This is a genomic window from Anabaena sp. TISTR 8404 (assembly GCF_056847745.1).
Window position 1 is genome coordinate 4,249,851 of record NZ_CP180578.1, and the last position, 23,012, is coordinate 4,272,862.

At 40.6% G+C, this 23,012-nt stretch carries 14 protein-coding genes and 1 tRNA gene; 13 read left to right on the forward strand and 2 right to left on the reverse strand.

The features are described 5' to 3' along the window. Nucleotides 1-39: 39 nt before the first annotated feature. The 5 genes from ACMX3D_RS18415 (at nt 40) to tilS (ending at nt 5,704) form a co-directional block, all read left to right on the forward strand. A tRNA-Leu gene (locus ACMX3D_RS18415) sits at nt 40-120 on the forward strand. 126 nt (nt 121-246) lie between these two features. Then, nucleotides 247-876 (forward strand): chorismate lyase, encoded by a 630-nt coding sequence (locus ACMX3D_RS18420; protein ID WP_482747321.1) that lies wholly within the window; start codon nt 247-249, stop codon nt 874-876. 758 nt (nt 877-1,634) lie between these two features. Further along, nucleotides 1,635-3,386, forward strand: coding sequence for a DUF3352 domain-containing protein (locus ACMX3D_RS18425; RefSeq protein ID WP_482747322.1), 1,752 nt, complete (start codon nt 1,635-1,637; stop codon nt 3,384-3,386). Between the two features lie 193 nt (nt 3,387-3,579). Continuing rightward, on the forward strand, nt 3,580-4,635 hold the full coding sequence (gene ccsB / locus ACMX3D_RS18430; protein ID WP_482747323.1) for a c-type cytochrome biogenesis protein CcsB: 1,056 nt from the start codon (nt 3,580-3,582) through the stop codon (nt 4,633-4,635). 88 nt (nt 4,636-4,723) lie between these two features. Beyond that, nucleotides 4,724-5,704: a tRNA lysidine(34) synthetase TilS gene (gene tilS / locus ACMX3D_RS18435; protein WP_482747324.1), complete on the forward strand. Its 981-nt coding sequence runs from the start codon at nt 4,724-4,726 to the stop codon at nt 5,702-5,704. Between the two features lie 38 nt (nt 5,705-5,742). On the opposite strand, the gene hmpF is transcribed toward tilS, so the two are convergent. Next, nucleotides 5,743-7,500 (reverse strand): pilus motility taxis protein HmpF, encoded by a 1,758-nt coding sequence (gene hmpF, locus ACMX3D_RS18440; protein ID WP_482747325.1) that lies wholly within the window; start codon nt 7,498-7,500, stop codon nt 5,743-5,745. 405 nt (nt 7,501-7,905) lie between these two features. Here hmpF and ACMX3D_RS18445 point away from each other — a divergent pair, with 405 nt between their 5' ends. The 6 genes from ACMX3D_RS18445 to ACMX3D_RS18470 all read left to right on the forward strand — a co-directional run bounded on the left by ACMX3D_RS18445 (nt 7,906) and on the right by ACMX3D_RS18470 (nt 21,015). After that, on the forward strand, nt 7,906-9,114 hold the full coding sequence (locus tag ACMX3D_RS18445) for a response regulator (RefSeq protein ID WP_482747326.1): 1,209 nt from the start codon (nt 7,906-7,908) through the stop codon (nt 9,112-9,114). A 185-nt stretch (nt 9,115-9,299) separates the two neighbouring features. Beyond that, nucleotides 9,300-9,665 (forward strand): response regulator transcription factor, encoded by a 366-nt coding sequence (locus ACMX3D_RS18450; protein ID WP_015112466.1) that lies wholly within the window; start codon nt 9,300-9,302, stop codon nt 9,663-9,665. A 13-nt stretch (nt 9,666-9,678) separates the two neighbouring features. After that, on the forward strand, nt 9,679-10,209 hold the full coding sequence (locus tag ACMX3D_RS18455; protein WP_482747327.1) for a chemotaxis protein CheW: 531 nt from the start codon (nt 9,679-9,681) through the stop codon (nt 10,207-10,209). Nucleotides 10,210-10,225: 16 nt separating this feature from the next. Then, on the forward strand, nt 10,226-13,105 hold the full coding sequence (locus ACMX3D_RS18460) for a methyl-accepting chemotaxis protein (RefSeq protein WP_482747328.1): 2,880 nt from the start codon (nt 10,226-10,228) through the stop codon (nt 13,103-13,105). Between the two features lie 117 nt (nt 13,106-13,222). Continuing rightward, nucleotides 13,223-18,490, forward strand: coding sequence for a hybrid sensor histidine kinase/response regulator (locus tag ACMX3D_RS18465; protein WP_482747329.1), 5,268 nt, complete (start codon nt 13,223-13,225; stop codon nt 18,488-18,490). 458 nt (nt 18,491-18,948) lie between these two features. After that, a complete protein-coding gene (locus ACMX3D_RS18470; protein WP_482747330.1) occupies nt 18,949-21,015 on the forward strand; it encodes a prolyl oligopeptidase family serine peptidase in 2,067 nt (688 codons plus the stop codon). Nucleotides 21,016-21,130: 115 nt separating this feature from the next. On the opposite strand, the gene ACMX3D_RS18475 is transcribed toward ACMX3D_RS18470, so the two are convergent. Next, nucleotides 21,131-21,415, reverse strand: coding sequence for a DUF427 domain-containing protein (locus ACMX3D_RS18475; RefSeq protein WP_482747331.1), 285 nt, complete (start codon nt 21,413-21,415; stop codon nt 21,131-21,133). A gap of 136 nt (nt 21,416-21,551) precedes the next feature. On the opposite strand from ACMX3D_RS18475, the gene ACMX3D_RS18480 reads away from it, so the two are divergent. Together ACMX3D_RS18480 and ACMX3D_RS18485 are read left to right on the forward strand one after the other, a co-directional pair. Further along, on the forward strand, nt 21,552-21,725 hold the full coding sequence (locus tag ACMX3D_RS18480; protein ID WP_482747332.1) for a hypothetical protein: 174 nt from the start codon (nt 21,552-21,554) through the stop codon (nt 21,723-21,725). Continuing rightward, entirely contained in the window at nt 21,679-22,989 is a 1,311-nt protein-coding gene (locus tag ACMX3D_RS18485; protein ID WP_482747333.1) for an IS701 family transposase, read from the forward strand. The genes ACMX3D_RS18480 and ACMX3D_RS18485 overlap by 47 nt, the downstream gene beginning before the upstream one ends. Nucleotides 22,990-23,012 lie beyond the last annotated feature (23 nt).

Below are 23,012 nucleotides of genomic sequence, written 5' to 3' on the forward strand. Positions count from 1 at the left end.
TCACTTTATTGTGCTATATTAGTTCTTCAGTGAACTCTCGCGGATGTGGCGGAATTGGTATACGCGCACGCTTGAGGTGCGTGTGGCTTTGCCTTGCGAGTTCGAGTCTCGCCATCCGCATTTTTTTAGTGGATAGTCATTTGTCAATAGTCAATGGTCAAAGGTAAAAAGCCTGAGACTGTTGACTATTAACTTTTGAGTTTTTTTTGTGCTTTTATAGAGATAGATGAACTTTTGTAAATAAAATTGACTGCGATTTTTACTCTGACAAACAACTCCACACTGCCAGCAGCTTGGCATCGTCTGACTCCGATTTGGCAAGGAGGCGAGGAAGTTATCAAAAAGAGTTTGCCGCACACACAGCTGGCTCCAGCTTGGCAACTGCTGTTATTGGGCGATGGTTCTCCAACTAGGCATTTAGAATTGCTGACAGGTGAGCCAACCGAAGTAGATGTCATTGACATGTCATTGATTGGCACGGATTTAGATCATGCGCCCGATTTAATTCAAGCCGTACCAGGGCCAAGACTACGACGACAGGTGTGGTTGCGTACTGCTTCGGGGCAGAGATTAGCTTATGCGACATCTTGGTGGGAAGCCAGCCATGTAGATGAGTATTTGCAAAATCGTTCATTGCCAATTTGGGCGAGTTTAGCGCGTCTCCGCACAGAGTTGTATCGGGATGTGCGAGGTATTTATTATGGCAACTCGACAGCCTTAGAGTCTGGCTTTAATGTGGCAGGGCCGTTTTGGGGTCGTCACTACCTATTTTGGCATCATGGACAACCGCTAACTTTGATTTATGAGGTTTTCTCACCTTATTTAACCAAGTATTTGGGGCCGATGCAGCTAAGTTCTACTAATAGCAAAGTGTAGAATCAAGTGGCGATCGCTACAGTAAAATCCAACACTCATGAGGTAATCGAATTTACCTCAGTTGGAAAAAAATTAAATTTATATAAAAATTCAATTCTGGCTCGATAGTTCATTTACCGCTATCTAGCCACTATAGGCCTGATTTAAGCCCAAAAACATCGATAAATCTCCAAAATTTGAGTTTTAATAATTTTGGTACAAATAGTCATGAGTAATCATAATTTCAAAATTGACGCATTCAAGCAAGATTTTTGAGCATTAAATACAGAATAACTAAGTTGTGTAAGTAGTAAAAATTACAAAATACTGGCGACTTGCAGCTTTTTTGAGTTAGTTATATCCTCATAATGCTTGGTGTAAAGTTCAGAACTTATGCAGAAAGGTCGTCTGTTAAGAGTAACCATAAAGGTTTAAAAACCTATGGGCGTAAGGGTTTTACTTCTCTACACCCTGCTGATCAACCATTGATTCAAAGTATCAATGCGTCAATTGTCAAATGGTTTCTCTAACTAAGAATGACCGAGAAATCAAACTTTTATGGAAAAGTTGCCTGCGAAATAGAGCAAAGCATGTTAAAAAGATTAACTAACAACAAAATCACTACTTTTACAGCAAAAATAGCTAAGGTTAATTACCGAAGTATCAGCAAAAGTTCAGGGTAGAGAAAATTGTTGAAAAACTGCCCAAAAGAATGGGAAAAGCTTAAGTTTACTTGGCCAAGCAAGTAAAAAGTTCGCAAGTATGAGGTATTGGTTTCAATGGCGCTGCCTATTGTGTCTGTTCCCATGAAGAAAAAACAGAAACCGTCTCTGGCACTGACGCTCTCGGCTACTGGCTTATTAATTATTGGTGGCGGAGTTGCCTATCGGTTGTTTAGCCAGGGGCATCTATATTCTGGAAATTTACTAGTAGGTGCAAATATTATTCCGAGCGATGCTCTGTTTGCAGCTTCTCTGACCACAGATCCCAAACAATGGCAGAAATTACAGGAGTTTGGCACGAAAGAGTCGCAAGCAGAACTGAATCAAAATTTAACTCAGTTGCGCGATCGCTTTCTGACAAATAATGGTTTTAACTTTGAGCAAGATATTCAGCCTTGGGTAGATGAAGAAGTTACCATCGCAATTTTAGCTCCCGAAGATAGTCCGCCTGCCCCCAAGCCTGTAGCTACTGATGGCGTTGCTGCTAACAGTCAGCAGTCAATAGTTATGGTTTTGCCTGTAAAAAACCCAGAGTTAGCGCAAAAAATCTTGGCACAACCCAAAGCTCTGAAAACAGGTAAATGGATTGACCGCACCTATCAAGGAATTCCAATTAAACAAAGCGAGGGACAATTCGGCACAAACTTTTCAGCTACATTATTAGATCAACGCTTCCTAGTAATTACGGATAATCCCAAAGCCACAGAACGGGCAATTGATGCCTACAAAAATAAAACATCCTTAGCAACAGTTGGGAGTTTCGCCGATAATTTTCCGAAAATTGCCGAGTCTCACTCCTTTGCCCAGTTTTACGTCAACGTCCCAACGGCTGCCAAAATTGCGACTACGGCTCCTAATCGCCGATTACCGGCACAAGTTTTAGCTCAACTCCAAAATAACCAAGGTTTGGCAGGCAGCATTACTTTGGAGTCAGAAGGTATCCGCTTGAAGGGAGTTTCATGGCTTAATCCTCAAAGTCAGCGCCTACTATCAGTTGACAACACAGCTGGCAGTATGCAGCAACGAATGCCAGCAGAAACCTTGATGATGTTATCTGGTAGCAACTTACAAAGGTTATGGGGAGACTACATCCTCACATCGCAAGGAAATCCACTCTCACCGGTATCTCCAGAACAGCTGCGTAGTGGGGTAAAATCTCTGACCAATCTTGATTTAGAAAGGGATTTACTCAGTTGGATGAAAGGTGAGTTTGCAGTCTCACTGATTCCTAACACACCAAAAAATGGCACACCAGGAGATTTTAGAGCCGGATTGGTATTCATGATTAAAGCGAGCGATCGCAAATTAGCTGAAGCATCCCTACAAAAGCTGGATGACGTGATTAAAAATCAATATCAATTCCAAATTCAACCAGGAACAGTTGCAGGTCAACCTGTTGTTAACTGGATTGGGCCTTTTGGTACTTTAACGGCTAGTCACGGTTGGTTAGATAAAGATGTAGCTTTCTTAGTATTGGGCGCTCCCGTCACCGATAAAATTGTCCCTAAACCTAACAGCACACTGGCCAGCAATGTTTCATTTCAAAACACTGTACCTACAGAACCCAATCCTACAAATGGACAATTTTTTATAGATGTAGAACGGATGGTAAATAACTTTACCCTCAATACGCTATTTCCCAAACAAAGAACTTTTCTAGAAGCAACTCGTTCAATTGGGGCGACAACGGCTGTAAGTGACAGTCGCAGTACCCGCTACGATATATTTCTCTCTCTGAAAAAATCTACCAACTCAGCAACTTCACCTAATCCGGCGAACAGTCCCAAGATTAGTAGTTCAAAACCCTGAAGTTGCAGAAGATTATTTAGATATCATCACACGGAGATTTTTATTTTGCCTATCTCCGTGTTACTTGCTACGCCAGTTTAGCGATATCACACACATTAATTTATTCTATCTACCCTGAGTCTCTAATTAAACTCAAGTTAGGATCAAAATAGTTAGAATCGATATTTTAAACAATAACGGTGGAGAATACTGTATGAATCTGGTTTTACTCCAGAACTGGCTAGACAACGCCTCCTTTGCTGTGTTATTCCTCACCATGTTGGTTTACTGGGGAGGAGCGGCTTTTCCAAATCTGCCAGCAATTGGTGCTTTGGGGACAGCCGGAATGGCGATCGCAAATTTGTGCATTGCTACCCTTTTAGGCGCAAGATGGATAGAAGCAGGTTATTTCCCTTTAAGTAACTTGTACGAATCACTGTTTTTTTTGACTTGGGGAATTACAGCAGTTCATTTAATTGCGGAAAATAGTACCCGTAGCCGCTTAGTGGGAGTTTTCACTGCGCCTGTGGCAATGGGAATCACTGCTTTTGCTGCCCTGACTTTACCATCAGAAATGCAAGCCGCAGAACCTTTAGTACCAGCATTGAAGTCTAACTGGCTGATGATGCACGTCAGCGTCATGATGTTGAGCTACTCAGCTTTAATGGTAGGTTCAGTATTAGCGATCGCTTTTTTGATTGTTACGCGCGGTCAAAATATCCAACTACAAGGTAGTTCTGTTGGGACTGGTGGCTACCGCAGCAATGGCTACCGTTTACACAAAGCAGGTGAACTAGTTAATCAACCAGCAGCACCTGTTGGTGAAAATAACGGTTCTGCGCGTCGTTTTGAAACCAATACTAACAACGGTAGCACTGCCGTTTTGAATTTAGTCACTGCAAGTCAATCAGGAACCACAGCCACCGCCGAAACTCTCTCACCCCAGCGTCTAAGTCTTGCCGATACCCTAGACAATATCAGCTATCGCATCATCGGCTTAGGATTTCCTCTGCTAACAATTGGCATTATTGCTGGCGGAGTTTGGGCAAATGAAGCTTGGGGTTCTTATTGGAGTTGGGATCCCAAAGAAACCTGGGCATTAATTACTTGGTTAGTTTTTGCAGCTTATCTCCACGCCAGAATTACGCGCGGTTGGCAAGGTCGTCGCCCTGCCATTTTAGCTGCAAGTGGCTTTGTTGTAGTTTGGATTTGTTATCTCGGCGTGAATCTTTTAGGTAAAGGTTTACATTCTTACGGTTGGTTTTTTTAATAGCTTTAGCCCCTCTAAACCAATAAAGAGGGGCTAAATTATATTGCCTTTTATTTTTTAAATAAGAATTACAAATTACTAATTATTAATGGTATGGACTCCTTTACATGCAAAAATTCATCAAACTATCAAATCGCGTCACTTATTTAAACATAACGAACGGCTATTAGTTGCTGTTTCTGGGGGACAAGATTCTCTGTGCTTAATTAAATTATTGTTAGATTTACAACCAAAATGGTCATGGCATTTAAGTATTGCTCACTGTGATCATCGTTGGCGTGATGATTCGCAAGCTAATGCTGATCATGTAGGAGATTTAGCTAAAAATTGGGGTTTAGATTTTTATTTAGAAATAGCCAAAGAAGCTGTAAATAGTGAAGCTGCGGCGCGGAATTGGCGGTATCAGGCTTTAAATGAGATCGCACAACAACATAACTATCAATACATAGTTACCGGACACACAGCAAGCGATCGCGCCGAAACTCTGCTTTACAATTTAATGCGTGGTACTGGTGCTGATGGTTTACAAGCTTTAACTTGGCAACGTTCTTTATCTGAAAAAATTACCCTAGTGCGTCCACTTTTAGAAATTACTCGTCAAGAAACAGGGCAATTTTGCCAAGATTTTCAATTACCTATTTGGGAAGATTCTACCAATCAAGATGTAAAGTATGCTCGTAACCGCATCCGCCAAGAATTAATTCCCTATTTGCAAACAAACTTTAACCCCAAAGTAGAATCAGCTTTAGCCCAAACAGCAGAACTCCTGCAAGCAGATGTAGAGTATTTGGAACAATCAGCCCAGCAGTTGCGAGAAGAAGCGATGATGGGGAGTGGGGATTTTTTCAAACTCAACCGTCGGGTATTACAGAAAGCACCAATAGCTTTACAAAGGCGTGTGATGCGCCAAGTATTGCTAGAAATTTTGTCGGACGCACCTAATTTTGAGCATATTGAAAAATTAACGGCTTTAATTATAGCGCCGAACCGTTCACAAACTGATCCGTTTCCTGGTGGTGCGATCGCTCAAGTACAAGGCGACTGGATTTTCATCAAATATCAAGTATGAAGTCCAAAATATTTTTCATACTTCACACTTCATACTTCTCAAGACGCTACTAATTCTGGTTGAGATATCAAACTTTGCAGAGTCTGACGCATCTCGCTAATAGTTTGTAGTTGATAATCACCAGTTTCTTGCACTTGAGCCAACGATTCATTAACTCCTTGGAGTTTTTGTCGTAAGTTGTCTAAATAATCTTGAATTGGCTGTAGTGTCTCTTGATATAAATTCACCCGCACCCAACATTCAGCAGTTGTTGTGCGTAAAGATTGTAAATTAGCTTCTAAAGTTTTGATTTCTTGTTGCTTTTGTGACAAATCATGCTTTTGATTATCAATCATCCCTTGATCTAAATCAATTGCAGAACGCATCTGCTCAAGTTCCTGTTCCAGTTTTTGCAGTTCTTGAGATTGTTGTTGTCGCTGGCTATCGATTTGTAGCAAAATCGGAGCAACATCAATTTGGTTTTCTTCTTCTATATTAAGAACAGGTTGTCCTTGTCTGCGGAGCAATACATTTTGGTGCTGCTTTAGAAATTTATCGCGCTGTAACAAACTCCGGCGTTGACCTTCCAAAGTTTTTTCAAGCATTTGATAATGGTCTTTTTCATCTGCCAGTTCCATTTCTAAATTGATGTGATCCTGGTCAGAAGCTTGGCTAAGTTTTTTTTGTAATTCTTCTATAGCTTCTTGCTTATATTGCAGTTCTTGTTCTTGCTCATGGACAAAATTAGAGTCTATTTCTAATTTATTTGCCAAGTCTTGAACTATTTTTTGCAGTTGATCTAAAGGCATTTTTTCTAACGCTTCTACATCAACTTTCTGGCTAGAAATATCACTATTTCCGCCAGATAAAGCATGAATTTTTTGATATAAATCTTCTTGATATTGCAACTGTTCTTTGACTAGTCGAGCATAATCTTGCTTACTAGTAATATTTGCCATATTTATTTTTAATTGAGCAGTTTGCTGCTCTAAAGAATTATGTGCTTGTTGCCATTCGTTTTGGCGATCGCTTAAAGTTTGGGCAAGATACTCAACTTCTTCTTGCTGTTGCGTTGCTAAAGTTTTTTGTTGTTCCAGTTTTTCCCAGTGAGGTTTTAAAGTCTCTTGCTGCTGTTCGATTAATTCAAAAGCAAGGCGTAGATGTTCTCTCACTGTTTCCGTCGGCGCAACACGGCTAGATAAGCGATTCAATAAATCGCTCATCACCCGACTTTGCTCTTCATCTAAAACATTCCCTTGTTGTATTTCTGCTTGTCGTTCTTCTAAGCGCCGCTGTTCACCACGTAAATGTTCCCAAGCGCCTTCTAACTCTTGGCGGTTACGCTCAATTTCCGCTTGTAGCTTTTCAATTTCCTCACGGGATGTGTCAAATTCCTGTTTTTGCTCTTCTAGCCGTTGACAATCATCTTCCAGTTGTTGCAACTGTTCTAAGCGTGCTTCCATTTCCATTTCTCGGCGATTCATTTCTTGCGCCTGAAATGTTAGCGACTGCTTCCACTGATCAATCTCATCTTCCTTCAATTTAAATTTTTCTAGCTGCCGTGAAAAATTTTGCAATATATTGACTAATGGCCGCCCTGCTTCTTGAATCCGCTGTACTTGACGATTGGGATTCAGTTCTACTAGCACTAATGCGCCATCATTTAATTTGCTTGCTTCCTCAGCTGTGATTACTTCTTCCGACACAGTACTCCAATTCTGGTCGGTTCGCTGACAAGCTAGCAGTTTCAGTTCGGTTTTAGAACCACCACTAAGTAAGCCGCCTTTCTGCTTTTGTACTTCTGCTAAATACAGCACACCGTTCGTCCTTTTGCGTACTTAATGTCCGTGTTTTTAAGATATACCTGAGATAATTCTGTTAGTTTGTCTTTATTTCACTTTACTGTAGGAAAAAAGACAGACAAAACTATTTATAGACGTGAGATTTCACGCCGTAATATTTTGTAGAAGCGATTTGCTCACGCCATTATATTTTGTACTTGTAAGACTGATGATGACTTCCGTGTTATCACTAACTTTATCAAGGTGTATTACGAAAATTTACGGTTTATAGCTAAATGTATCTCCTGATAGACATTAATTGTTGGAGAAATAAGATGGCAAACGTTTAGAGGTAAAAAATTACTTTACTTATGAGAAATCTGTCAAAAATTCATGGGCAAACTTAAGTCAAGAATACAACCAGGAGTAACGTTGAGCTAAATGCAGGGAAATTTAAATGAAATTGATATTCGCAGTATTTTGCAATTGATTGAGTTAGGACAGCGAACTGGGCAAATTTTAGTGGAAGCGGGCTTTCACAATCAAGATAATCTCACTCAAGATGAGACACCCAGACATCGCCATAGCAAAAATAGCCGCAAACAATCTTGGTTTGTTTTTTTCCTCAATGGTCAAATTGTTTATTGCCAAGCAGGTGATAGTAATTTATCGCGGATTGATGATTATTTACGTCATTACCGCGTCGAGTCACGACTTGAGCAAAAGCAACATGCAGCTTTAGCAACACACAATGTCCCAGAGTATGGCTATTTGTGGACTCTTTTAGAGCAAAATATCATCAGCCCGAAGATAGCTCATAGTATTATTCACCGCTTAGTGCAAGAAACTTTGTTTGATTTGTTGAGTTTACACCAAGGTAGTTTTATTTTTCGTCAAGGAGCAGCCCTAGCACCACAACTGACTAGTTTAGAGATTGCGCCTTTAGTGGCAAGAATCACACAACAAGTCCAAGAATGGAAGCGGCTATATCCGCAAATTCAGTCTCCTGAACAATTGCCAGTTTTAGCTGACACAGTAGAACTGCGTTCCTCACTACCAGCAGCAACAGTTACTAAGCTACAGCATTGGGCTGATGGCAAAACATCCCTACGGCAACTGGCGCGTTATCTGAACCGAGATTTGTTGACAGTTGCTAAGGCGATATATCCTTATGTACTACAAGGTTGGTTGCAACTAGTAGATTCAGCGACAACTAATTCCCGAACATTAATACCATTGGGAGGAGAAGAACATCATCGTCCTCGGATAGTTTGTATTGATGATACGACAACGATTTGTGAGGCTGTAGAGTCAATTTTAAAGTTACATGGTTATGAAGCGATCGCCCTAACTAACCCTCTAGAAGCCCTTGGTCTGGTGTTTCAACTGCGGCCAGATTTAATTTTGTGCGACATCGCCATGCCCGAACTAGACGGTTACGAGATTTGTAATATGTTGCGTCATTCCACAGCATTTCGACTAGTGCCGATTATCATGCTGACTGGTAAAGATGGCTTTATTGATAGAGTCAGAGCCAGGATGGTCGGTGCAACAGATTATTTGACAAAACCGTTTGATGATTCAGAATTACTCATGCTGGTTGAGAAATATGTTAATTACAAGTCTTTTATGGGAACACCAATGAAATAGAAGACTTGTTGATTCTATAAAAGATGGGGTAAAAAATGTTATCACAGAAATCAACCAACCCCAGTGCCAAATTATTATCTAGTCAATTAGTGAAATAATAGCATAAATTTATACAAGTAATTTTTACGGGGAGTCAGGGAATGTTCCAAAGAGGAACGTCTACATCAGGAGGTAGATAGGCATTTATGAGTACAGTTCTGATTGTGGAAGACAGTCTCGCACAGAGGGAGATGATTATTGACCTCCTGAAAGCCACTGGTTTAACAGTCACCTATGCCAGTGACGGAGTAGAAGCGTTGGAGGCCATTCAAAGCGCTCCACCAGACTTGGTGGTATTGGATATTGTCATGCCACGGATGAACGGCTACGAAGTGTGTCGTCGGTTAAAATCTGACCCAAAAACCCAAAACGTCCCTGTCGTGATGTGTTCTTCTAAAGGTGAAGAATTTGACCGCTACTGGGGGATGAAACAGGGTGCAGATGCCTATATAGCCAAACCGTTTCAGCCAACAGAGTTGGTAGGAACAGTCAAACAACTCCTGCGAGGATAAGGATGAAAATAACATGGTTAGCAAACCGGACTTTTTGAGTGGTAGTGGCCAAGACCACTTTCGGCCTGAATTACAAGTAGAAAGTCCTGAAGGTGAGTTACATTTGCGATTTTATATTCCCTCGCATCAGGAATTTGCCCTACCAGCTACTGGTATCCGAGAAGTCTTGGAATTAAGTCCTGACAGAATTACCCCGATCCCTAATGCTTCTCCTTTACTTTTGGGTACTCTAAATTTACGAGGTCGAGTAATTTGGGTAGCTGATTTGGGTCAATTTCTTGGCGAAGGAACTGCGTTAAATACGGATAGATCTGAAATTCCAGTAATTGCGATCGAGGAGCAAGAAACCATAGTCGGTTTAGCCGTAGATGAAGTCGGCGGTATGGATTGGCTAGATGTACAACATCTGATGCCACCAACAAATCTACCAGATACGATGGCTCCCTTTTTGCGTGGCGAGTGGTTATTAGGTGCTAAAAACAATCAGTGTCTAAGATTGCTTGATCAAACGGCGATTGTGCGGAGTGCAAGGTGGGCAGGATGATATTGGGAGGGAGCAAATGGCAGCAACAATAGATGATTATCTAGAAACATATCAGCAGGCTTGTACAGCCTACGCAGAACAAGATTATGAATTCGCCGCTACCTTAGTCGACCAGGTAGTGCAGCATGTACCAGATGACCCAAACTGCCATTTGTTGCGGGGTCACGTCTACTACGTTTTGCAACAGTATGATGTTGCCAAAGCAGAATACCAAAAAGTCTTACAGTTAACTGATGAACCAGAAATCATCAGTTTTGCGAAAAATGGTCTGGAGAATATCAATCAATATCTACAGCCATTAGAAGAACAAGTTATTCCTGTAGACCTTGATGAGTCCATAAATTTTTCCAGTATTTCTGATTCCTCAGATCTTGATACATCTGACTTACAAGACTTAGGCGCATTCGCTAACTTAGATAGCCAAAGTTTTGATTTAAATAGTTTTGAAGAATCTCAGTCATCCCTCAACCCATTTGATATTCCCACAGACAGTATTGTAGTTAAGAAAACGGTTGAAGAAGCACCATCTTTGATTGATGATCCTTTTGCCCTGAATCAAAATGACAATAGTTCAGAACTGAATAGCAACTCAGAGGCAGAAATCGCATTAGATTTACCAGCTTTCTGGCAAGAAGACTTATCAGCACTTAATTTAGACGAGTCAGAAATCACCAGTAATTCCTTTGATAGTGGTACAACTTCGAGTCAATCAAGCTCTCCTTTTGATAGCAATAGTGTTGATTCTCCTTTTGCCCCAGCTAATTCACCAACAAGTAACATTTTAGATACTTCATCCGAAGTTTTATTAGCAGAAAAATATCCAGAGCCAAGCATGGCAAGTTTGGACTTGAATATGGGTATTCTGGATGAAACTTTACCAAAGTCACAAGAAGACATCCAGAATGTGAACGTAAAAACCAATCAAGATAATTTATTTGCTGCCAAATCAAGTAATTGGTTAGAACAAATAGAATTTCCCGATAATTCTACAACAGGAAACTTATCTGCTAACGACGATTTTGCTGTGCCGAACTCTCCTTTAAAAGCTGGCACAACTTTAGACACCAACTCTTTTGATGGTGATGATAACTTCGATTTTGAAGCCTTTGAATCTGCCTTTGGCTCAGATGAATTCAGAACAGATGAAGATACTAACAGTATGCTCAGTAGTGAAAATTCTAAGAGCAATATCGAGTTTTTAGATGATTTTGATGAATTTGACGACCTGGGTAATATTCCTGGGTTTGACATAGCAGACGCAGATGTCAGCTTTGGGGATGTGGTACTGTCTGGGCCATTGGAAGCTCATAGCAGTCCCCGCAAATTTACCGAAACAACAGCTAATAATGTTAGTAGCGATCGCGATGAAGAACTGTTTACTATCACAGGTTCTCAAGAAGCAGTCCCGATATTCACGCAAACCGATGTCTCTAAACTAGAACCAGTAGCTAGTGTTGAGCAAGGCTGGTTAGCACCACTAGAAAATGCTTCTTTGGATATGAAGCCTTTACTAGTTGCTGGCACTGTCGGTATTTTCTCGGCACTGGTTGTAGCTACCGTTAGCTTTGCTGCTACCTCATTTTCGCCACCACAACAGCGAGAATCCATCCGCAACACAGGCTGGGCAATGTCCCTCGCAGCCGGGATTTCGGGGTTTGCCACTGCCGCTTTTATGGGTAATCTCACCCTCAAGCAAATTCGCCGCACAACTAAGGATTTGCAAAATCAATTTGATGCTGTCCGCCAAGGCAATCTCAATGTCCAAGCAACAGTCTATTCCGAGGATGAATTAGGGCTGTTAGCCACCGGCTTTAACGAAATGGCGCGGGTAATTTTTACAACTACCAATGAAGCTCAACGCAAAGCCGACGAACAAGAAGAAGCCAAAGAAAATCTCCAACGGCAAGTAATTCGTTTGCTAGACGACGTAGAAGGGGCGGCCAGAGGGGACTTGACAGTGCAAGCGGAGGTAACAGCCGACGTACTCGGAGCCGTTGCCGATGCTTTTAACCTGACAATTCAAAACTTGCGGGATATTGTGCAACAGGTAAAAGTAGCAGCACGAGAAGTAACTAAAGGCGCGACAAATTCTGAAACCTTTGCCAGAGCCTTATCGAGTGATGCTTTGCGCCAAGCAGAAGAATTGGCTGTCACCTTAAATTCTGTGCAGGTGATGACCGACTCGATTCAACGGGTAGCCGAAGCCGCACGAGAAGCTGAAACTGTTGCCCGTGATGCTAGTGCGATCGCACTTAAAGGTGGAGAAGCAGTAGAAAACACCGTCGCCGGGATTTTAGAAATTCGCGAAACTGTTGCCGAAACTACCCGCAAGGTAAAACGGTTAGCGGAATCTTCCCAAGAAATTTCTAAGATTGTGGCGTTAATTTCCCAAATTGCTTCTCGTACCAACTTACTCGCCCTCAACGCCAGTATTGAGGCGGCAAGGGCAGGGGAAGCCGGACGGGGATTTGCAATTGTGGCAGATGAAGTGCGCCAGTTAGCAGATAAATCGGCGAAATCCTTGAAAGAAATTGAGCAGATTGTGATGCAAATCCAAAGTGAAACTGGCTCAGTAATGACCGCAATGGAAGAAGGCACACAACAGGTAATTAAAGGCACAAAACTAGCAGAAGAAGCCAAGCGATCGCTCGAAAATATTATTCAAGTTGCAAATCGCATTGACATTCTTGTGCGCTCAATTACCAGCGACACCGTAGAACAGACAGAAACTTCCCGTGCTGTCGCCCAAGTTATGCAATCAGTAGAACTTACAGCCCAAGAAACCTCCCAAGAAGCACAGCGAGTTTCTGGCGCACTCCAAAACTTAGTGGGTGTGTCCCGTGACTTAATCGCTTCCGTTGAGCGTTTCCGCGTGGATACCCTCGAATCAAAGTAATTAGTCAATAGTTCATAGTCAATAGTCCATAGTTCAAATTATTGACTGATGACTGATACTATTGACCCTTGACTTTTGACCCTTGACTTTTGACCCTTGACTCTTGACTAAACAATTATGCTGCCGGAACAACAACAGCGGATTTTGGGTTACTTTATCGAAGAAGCACGAGACCACCTGAACACCATTGAGCAGGGGTTACTGAATCTTCAAAGTACCTTGAACGACCCGGAAATGGTCAATGAAGTTTTCCGGGCAGCCCACTCCATCAAAGGCGGAGCGGCTATGCTGGGTCTAAGTAGTATCCAGCACACGGCGCATCGTCTAGAAGATTGCTTTAAAATACTCAAAGAGCATCCGGTGCGGGTTGATGAAAAGTTAGAGTCTTTGTTTTTAGGTGTAGCTGATACCCTTAAAGCTTTATTAGAACATTTGAGCGGCCCCTACGGACTTTCAGAGGAAGCTGCAAACACTTTGATGTCCGAAGCTGAACCAGTATTTAAATGGCTGAATGATCATTTAGAATTGCTGGTACAAAAAGGTAACAATGGCGTAGTAGAAGATAACGCTACAGTACTACAACCACCCCCAACAGAAAGTGTAAGTTCACTAACAGAGATTTTCTGGCGAACGGATACTTCTTCGGCAGAAGCCACTCAAAAACCAGCAACAGTAGGCTTATCTGCTTCATCTCAGTCAGTATCAGCACCAGTTACCGCCCCAGAAAATAATTGGAGCGAGTTTCAAAACCAGGTACTGCAATCTTTGCGGCAAATGTTGCAACTTTTTAAGCAACAAGCAACATCCGAATCTCGGCAAAATCTTCAGCAGTGTTGTCGCCAGTTGGAGAATCTGGGAACAAGATGGAATCTTCCCAATTGGTCTAGTTTATGCCAAGCAGCCGCAAATGCAATTTGTAATAGCGAAAATACTTATCTTACTCTAGCTAAAATTGTCATTACTGAAATTAAACAAGCTCAGGAATTAGTGCTTCAAGGTAGAGATGCTGAGATTACAATTAGTCAGCAATTAGAAGCACTCCTGAGTTTTCCTGAATTGGAGACATTAGAATTTAGTCTTGATTTATTTGACACTGAACGGACTGTTGAGGTAGAAACTGAGACTGACAGCGCTACTGCAACTGGTGAGGAATTCTCTTTAATTGCTAGTGTACAGCCAGCAGATAGCGTGACGAGTCTGACTGATTTGACTGAGCAGTTAAATCAAGATAATGCGATCGCAATTAATAATATTGCTATTGAAAATACTGCTGACTCTCTGTTTAGTGATGCAGAAGATACATCACTAACTGTTAATAGTATTGACCATCACGGCCCAGAAGTAGGATTAGCAGAATTAAATACTTTGGCCGATTTATTTGAAGGCGAAACACCGGAGTTAGATGAAACTTGGCAACAAGAAGAAATTCTCGATATTAATGCTGTCAGCGACTTAGGTATAGATGTTACTGACGTTACTACAGAAGATAATGATAGTGAATTGGCAGATTTTCTGTCACTAGATGACGCTACAAGCTCTAATGAACAAGCTGTTAATTCCAGTACAACAGAAGACCTTGGACTGTTATTTGGTGATAATTTCCTAGAAAAAGAGCATTTAGAGCCAGAAATCTTGCAAGAATTGTCAGAAATTGCAAGGGTTACTCAACCTTCCTCTAGCAAAATAAACAGCCAAGATGCAGCTGATTTATTAGCACTAACACTGGATGATCAAAAACTATCAACTGAAAGCGAAGTAAATCAACCTGCTACTGAGACTATTCCTAGCACTGGAGTATCTGCTACTCAACAAAGCATTTTAGATGAGTTATTCCAGGAAGAAACTGAAACAAATCTTTCAGAAGTAAATAATTTTGACAACACAGAACTTCAGCAGACAGTTTCCCCAGAAACCTCTTTAGCTTTAGATGGATTATTTGCTGATGATGAAGATACATTCATACTTACAGACGAGTCAGAAATTGGTGATTTATTTGATACCCCGCCGATAATAGCAACAAATTTGTCTCAGACTGATGACGATCTAAGTAGCTTCTGGAATTCACCAGTAGAAGCAGAAGCACAGCCAGAATTTGATGCTATTTTGGAAGAAGATGTCGCCAAAGCTTTAGAAGAAAGTTTATTTGCGGCGGCGGCTTCTGGCGAAATTTTTGGTGATATCCCAGAGTCTAATTCCTCTGTTATAGAAGATTATCGAGACGATTTTGAGCTAACTTTCCTACAAGCCGACGATAATCAAGACGATTTGTTTGGGGAATTAACAGCTCCCGTTTTTAGCGATCGCCATGAGTCTTTACCAGAAATCCACAATTTTGCCCAAGCGCCAGAAACTTTAGATTTTACTCCAGAATTTACTGAACAGTCGCCAGAAGCCTCGGCAGTTGATGCTGCACCAGCTTTTGGCGAATTAGATTTAAATCTTTTTGATGATCTAAATACAGAAACTGAAGAAAATGAATTACTTTCCTTGGCCGATTTAGAGCCAAAAATTCATGGCACATATATTCAGCTAGACAGTTCAGATAATCCATCCTTGGATTTATTTGCAAATATCAATTTTCCGCAAAATCATGAAAATCATGAATCTGTTAGTGAATCCACAGTTCAGGAAGATGCAGACTTAGGTTTATTGGATGAGTTATTAGCTACAGATATTAGCCAACCAGATGCGGACTTAGACCAGTTAATCGCAGAAACAGAAATTATTGACTTTTCGCAACTGCCAATTCCTGAAGATAATGTACCAGGTTTATTTGATGATTTATTAAATATAGAAAACGGTGATATTGCTGAAAATATAGAACCGACAGTTACTGATAATTTTGATTTATTTCTAACAGAATTTCCTTTATCAACAGATGCCAGCTTAGAAGCATTAATGGCAGATACTGGTAATGAAGAAGCATTAAGATTAGAGGTTTATGAAAATATCAATGAAACTATTGCGGTTGATGTATTAAGAGAAACAGCCGATTCTGCGGAATTATTATTAGAAAGCAGTGAAATCTCATCAGATGTACCAATAATTGCAGAAGAAAATATTAGTATTGATATTCCCAAATTAGAGGTAAATCAAACAGAAGATGAGCAAGAAAATCATGATGAATTTGCTGATTTAGAAGCATTACTAGGTGAGGAAATACCAAATAATACTGGTGCGATCGCATCTGAAGATTTTGCGGCGTTAGAAGCATTATTAGGCGGTAATAATAACCCGCCTGCTCCAGCAATTCACAACACTTATATTCAAGAATTTCCAGCAACAGCGAGTAATCATTCTGTTAGCGAAGCACCTTCATCACCAAAACTAGAAGATGAATTTAGTGATTTAGAAAAATTGCTGGCAGAAGCAGATAACACAATATCTCACGCATCGCCAATCAAACCAAACACCAGTAAAACTCCTCGTCCAACAGCTCGTCGTAACGCCAGATTTGAAGAAACGATGAAAGTGCCAGTCAAGCAACTGGACGATATGAGCAATTTAGTTGGGGAATTGGTTGTTAATCGCAATACCTTAGAGCAAGATCATGAACGGCTACGACAGTCATTAGATAACTTGTTAATTCAGGTGCAACAGCTGTCGGATGTGGGCGCGAGAATGCAAGAATTATATGAGCGATCGCTTTTGGAAGCTTCTCTGCTTGCCAGTCGCAACAAAAAAGAAACCCATGTTCCATCTCCAGAATATGATACAGATAGAGGTTTTAGCGAACTGGAAATGGATCGGTTTACACCGTTCCACACATTGTCTCAAGAAATGATTGAATTGATTGTCCGAGTGCGGGAATCAGCGAGTGACATCGACTTTGTAACAGAAGAAACTGAACGCGTCGCCAGGCAATTCCGTCAGGTAACAACTCAACTCCAAGAAGGACTGACACGCGCTCGCATGGTGCCGTTTTCGCAAGCAATTGACCGTTTGCGGCGTGGTGTCCGAGATAACGCTATTAAATGCGGCAAACAAGTAGAGTTGGTAATTGAAGGTGGCGATACCTTAATTGACAAGATGATTTTAGATCATCTCACCGATCCGCTGACGCACATGCTAAATAATGCGATCGCTCATGGGATCGAAACCCCAGAAGAACGCCAAACTGCGGGTAAACCACCTGTAGGAGAAATTACAATTCGTGCCTTCCACCAAGGAAACCAAACAGTAATTTCTGTGGGTGATGATGGTGCAGGTATCGACCCAGAAAAAGTCAAAGCTAAGGCTGTGAAGGTCGGGATGATTACCCCAGAACAGGCAAGAAGCATCTCGCGGATGGAAGTTTATGATTTGCTGTTCCAGCCTGGTTTTAGTATTAAAGATAAAGCCGATGAAATTTCTGGTCGTGGTGTGGGGATGGATGTTGTTCGTTCCGAGATTAGTGAAATTCGCGGTACGGTGAACACAGATTCGGCAATTGGTAAGGGAACAACATTCACTATTCGTTTACCACTGACTTTAAGTATTTGTAAAGCACTCTGTTGTGTCTCTGATAAAGCGCGAATTGCTTTCCCAATGGATGGTGTGGAAGATACTTTAGATATACCTGTCAAAAATATTCAACATAATGCGGATGGGCAATCATTTATTTCTTGGCGTGATACAGTTTTGCCCTTCCGACCTTTGAAAGAACTTTTATCCTTCAATCGCCAGTTGAGTCGGGGTAATGTTTACGGTGGTACGCGCGATGATGATACAGTTTCTGTAGTGGTGGTGCGATCGGGTAATACCTTAATTGCTTTACAAATTGACTTAGTACTCAGCGAACAAGAAATTGTAATTAAGCAATTTGAAGGGCCAGCACCTAAACCTATTGGTGTAGCAGGTGCTACAGTGCTGGGTGATGGTCGGATTATGCCAATTGCCGACGTATTGGAAATCATCGACATCTTCCAAGGACGCATATCTAAAAATGCTGGTGGTACTCCTTGGCAGCAAAAAGCTCCACCTACTGTCACAGAAGCCCCATCTGAGAAAATTGATCCAACTGTGCTGATTGTTGATGACTCAATTACAGTCCGAGAATTGTTATCGCTGACGTTTAATAAAGCAGGTTATCGGGTTGAACAGGCTCGCGATGGTCAAGAAGCTTGGGATAAACTACGCTCAGGACTACCTTGCGACATCGTATTCTGCGACATTGAAATGCCACGCTGTGATGGACTGGAGTTACTATCACGCATCCAAAAAGATTCCAGCCTGAATCACTTACCTATCGCCATGCTCACCTCGCGTGGTGCTGACAAACACAGACAAATGGCTATCCAGCTTGGTGCTAGTGGCTACTTCACAAAACCTTATCTCGAAGAAGCCTTACTCGAAGCAGCCGTTAGAATGCTCAAAGGAGAGAAATTAGTCAGCAGTAACGGTTGATACAATCAATTTATGAATACTACATGTAAAAACATGCTAGTTAGTAGGTTGGGTTGAGGAACGAAACCCAACATTTTCAGGGATTTGTTGGGTTTCACTTCGTTTCACCCAACCTACAATTCTCTTAATTACTTAGCACTCAGCACTTTTTATAAAAGGCATAATTTTGTCAAGTTTTATCTGTAAGTTCGGCAACAGATAAGATGAAATAGTCTTTTATAAACGATATTGTTGTTGTTCGTACACTGTATTAACTAAATGACAGATAGTGTCTAATAATTGTTGAACTGATAATAAAATATGTTTCCAAAATTCTGCGATTTTTTGTAATTTTTTTAACAACTATTTTTGTATAGTACTGTTTGCTGACTTCTGTTTTTACATTTGTCAGATTAACCAATTACCACAAGCCTTTTGATTCTGACTACCATGTACAAAGAAGAATGTTACCCCCAACTATGTCAACAGCAAAACAGTTTACTTATCCAACTACTCATAAAAGTGAACAAGTGGATGACTACCACGGAACTTTAGTTGCAGATCCTTACCGTTGGTTAGAAAATTCAGACTCAGAAGAAACTCAGGCTTGGATAGAAGCACAAAATAAAATTACTTTTGGCTTTTTAGGGAAAATTCCTGCTAGAAATAAAATTAAACAACGCTTAACTAAACTTTGGGATTATGAAAAGTATGGTATCCCATTTAAAGAAGGCAATCGCTATTTTTATTTCAAAAATGACGGACTGCAAAATCAAAGCGTATTATACACATTGAAAACTCTCGATGCTGAACCGCAGGTTTTACTTGATCCAAATAAACTTTCTGCTGATGGGACTGTTGCTCTTTCAGGATTATCTATTAGCGATGATGGTAAACTTTTAGCTTATGGTCTTTCGACTTCTGGTTCTGATTGGCAAGAATGGAAAGTCCGCAATATAGAAAATGGTGAGGATTTATCAGACCATTTAAAGTGGATTAAATTTTCTGGCGCATCTTGGACTATTGATAATCAAGGATTTTTCTACAGTCGTTATGATGAACCAAATTCTCATACTCAATTAGAAGATGTTAATTACTATCAAAAGCTTTATTATCACAAATTAGGTACACCTCAAAATGAAGACATTTTAATTTATCATCGTGCTGATGAGAAGGAATGGGGATTTGATGGTGGTGTAACAGAAGATGGGCGCTATTTAATCATTTCAGTTTGGTTGGGAACCGACACTAGGAATTTAATATTTTATCAAGATTTAACTGACCCTAACTCCAAAGTTGTTGAATTAATTAACGAGTTTGAGGCAGATTATAGCTTTATTGAGCATGATGATAGTGTCTTTTACTTCCGCACAGATTTAAATGCCCCACGCGGTAGAGTGATTGCTATTGATACTAAAAATCCTGATAAGTCAGCATGGCAAGAAATTATTCCGCAAAGTGAAGCAACTTTAGAAGGGGTTAACATTCTCAACAATCAGTTTGTGGCTGATTATTTGCAAGATGCGCGATCGCAAATCAAAATTTTTGACCTTAAAGGTAAATTTGTCCGCGAGGTAGAATTACCTGGAGTTGGTTCAGTTGGTGGTTTTGGTGGTAAACGTCATGACACAGAAACTTTTTATAGTTTCACGAGTTTCACTGTACCTGGAACGATTTACCGCTACGATATGGTGACAGGAAAAAGTGAACTTTTCCGTCAACCCAAGGTGGACTTTAACCCTAGTGATTACGAGACAAAACAAATATTTTATAACAGTAAAGATGGCACAAAAGTTCCAATGTTTATTATTCACAAAAAAGGCATTAAGTTAGATGGAAATAATCCTACTTATCTTTATGGTTACGGTGGGTTCAATGCTTCACTAACTCCGACTTTTTCTGTGAGTATGTTGGTGTGGATGGAGATGGGTGGTGTTTACGCTATGCCGAATATTCGCGGTGGCGGAGAATATGGTGAAGAATGGCATCAAGCAGGAATGAAAGACAAAAAACAAAATGTATTTGATGATTTTATTGCGGCGGCTGAATGGTTGATTGCGAATAAGTATACAAAACCTGCCAAACTAGCGATCGCAGGTGGTAGTAATGGTGGTTTATTAGTGGGTGCTTGTATGACGCAGCGTCCTGATTTGTTTGGTGCAGCTTTACCAGCAGTTGGTGTGATGGATATGTTGCGCTTCCACAAATTTACTATCGGCTGGGCTTGGACTGCGGAATATGGTTCGCCAGATAATGCCAAAGATTTCAAAATTCTTTATGCTTACTCGCCGTTTCATAATCTCAAAGCTAATACAACTTATCCTGCTACTTTAATTACTACAGCAGATCATGACGATCGCGTTGTCCCTGGTCATAGTTTCAAATTTGCTGCGGCTTTGCAAGCTGCACATCAAGGTGATGCGCCAGTGTTAATTAGAATTGAGACGAAGGCGGGACATGGTGCTGGTAAACCTACTACCAAAATAATTGAGGAAGCTGCTGATAAGTGGGCGTTTTTGGTAAGGGTTTTGGGTATAAATGTTTAAACGCAGAGGTGCGCTGAGGTAGGCGCGGAGTAACGCGGAGTTATTTATACACAGGCTTATTTACTGAAACTCTTTCAATTAGGAGTTTCCGCAAATAAGCCGGAATTATCTTAAATTAAGCTTCGACTTTTACGCCTTTCCAGAAAGCGATGTAGCCTTCGATATTTTTAGCTTTTTCCTTGGCGCTGGGATAGTACCAAGCAGCGTCTTTATTGACTTGTCCATCAACTTCAATGCTGTAGTAGCTGGCTAAACCTTTCCAGGGACAAGTTGTGTGGGTGTCGCTTTCTTGAAAATACTGCTTGTTAATTGCGTTGGGAGGGAAATAATGATTGCCTTCCACAACTACAGTATTATCGCTTTCGGCTAAAGTTGCGCCGTTCCAGATTGCTTTAGGCATAAGTGCGTTTGTGATGAAAGTTTACACTTAATATTTTGGCACTTCCTCTGACATCGGCAAATTTGAGTCGCTTATTGACTATATATTTAAAATATTTCTGGGATATATGATTTTATTCTTGTGGTAGAGATTACTAATGGCAGAAATTCAAATTGGAATTGAGGGTGAAGACGCACCAGCCGCCGCCGAGGCTTTATTAGCCCTTTGTTGTCACTCCCATGAGAGAATAATAGAGGAAAAACGCCGAAAGTATTTCTCTGAGTATGATAGAGCCACGAAAAGGTGCAAAAACAGTCAAATTCGTAGATGAATATTGTCAGTGGTATAGAAAGCTGTTTTCAGATGTTAGAAGTTTTGAAGCATTTAAATACTTACATATCGGTTGTATTTCTGAACTAAAACGAAAAACTTTACCAGAAATAGCAAAACTTACAGGGTTAGATAACCAGCAGGGACTACATCATTTCTTAACTACATCACCTTGGGATGTAGAAGAGTTAAGAGCTATGAGGTTAGAGCTAATTCTTCAAGTAATAAAAGATAGACCAATCATTTTAATAATTGACGAAACAGGAGATAAAAAGAAGGGTTCTAAAACAGATTATGTCAAAAGGCAGTATCTAGGAAATTTAGGAAAAGTAGACAATGGAATTGTAGTAGTTACAGCATCCGGTGTATTCTGTGGAATGACAATTCCATTACTGTTTGAAGTATATAAGCCTCGTGAAAGATTAAAGCCAGAAGATAAATATCTAACTAAGCCACAAATAGCCGCAACTCTCATCAGAAAGCTCAAGTCAATGGGCTTTAGATTTAATCTGGTACTAGCAGATAGTTTATACGGTGAGAGTGAGCCTAATTTCATATCAGTATTAGATGAAATGAATCTAAACTATATAGTTGCGATTCGCTCAAACCATGATGTGGATTTGCTTCCGAGACAGCATACTCAATATTTAGAATGGCAAAGATTTAAACGTGTATTCTCTGACCTGAGGCGTGAGAATCGATTTATTAGAGAAATTATTCATGGTAAGCGGCAAGAAAAAAGATATTGGCAAATTACCACAGACTATGAGAATTTACCTGGCAACTCTACTTGGTACGTGATGAGTAAATATCCTGACATTACCTCAAGAGAAGTGGGGAATTTTTATGGTCTAAGAACCTGGGTTGAGTATGGCTTAAAGCAAAGTAAGGATGAATTAGGTTGGGCAGATTATCGTTTTACTAGCTATCAAGATATTGAACGTTGGTGGGAGATCATTTGTAGTGCCTACTTAATGGTTAGTCTTCACTCTGAACAAATGCAGCCTTCGACTCCAACATCTGCATCAAAATTAGCCCAACACCCCTGGTGGGATGATAACAAAGGCTGGAAAAATATTCTGAATAATCTCCGCTTAATTGTTCAACCTTTTATCCTATTTAACTTAATTCAGCCTTGGCTTACAGTTTTTCCTATCCCTCAACTATCATTAGGATTTGCTAAACTTCAATCCATTATTTATAGGCTCACTTCCCCACTTTTTATATTCCTGACTCACCCCGATTTTGTATTTTCCTCTGCTTAGAGTGACAAATGAGGGTTAAGGCA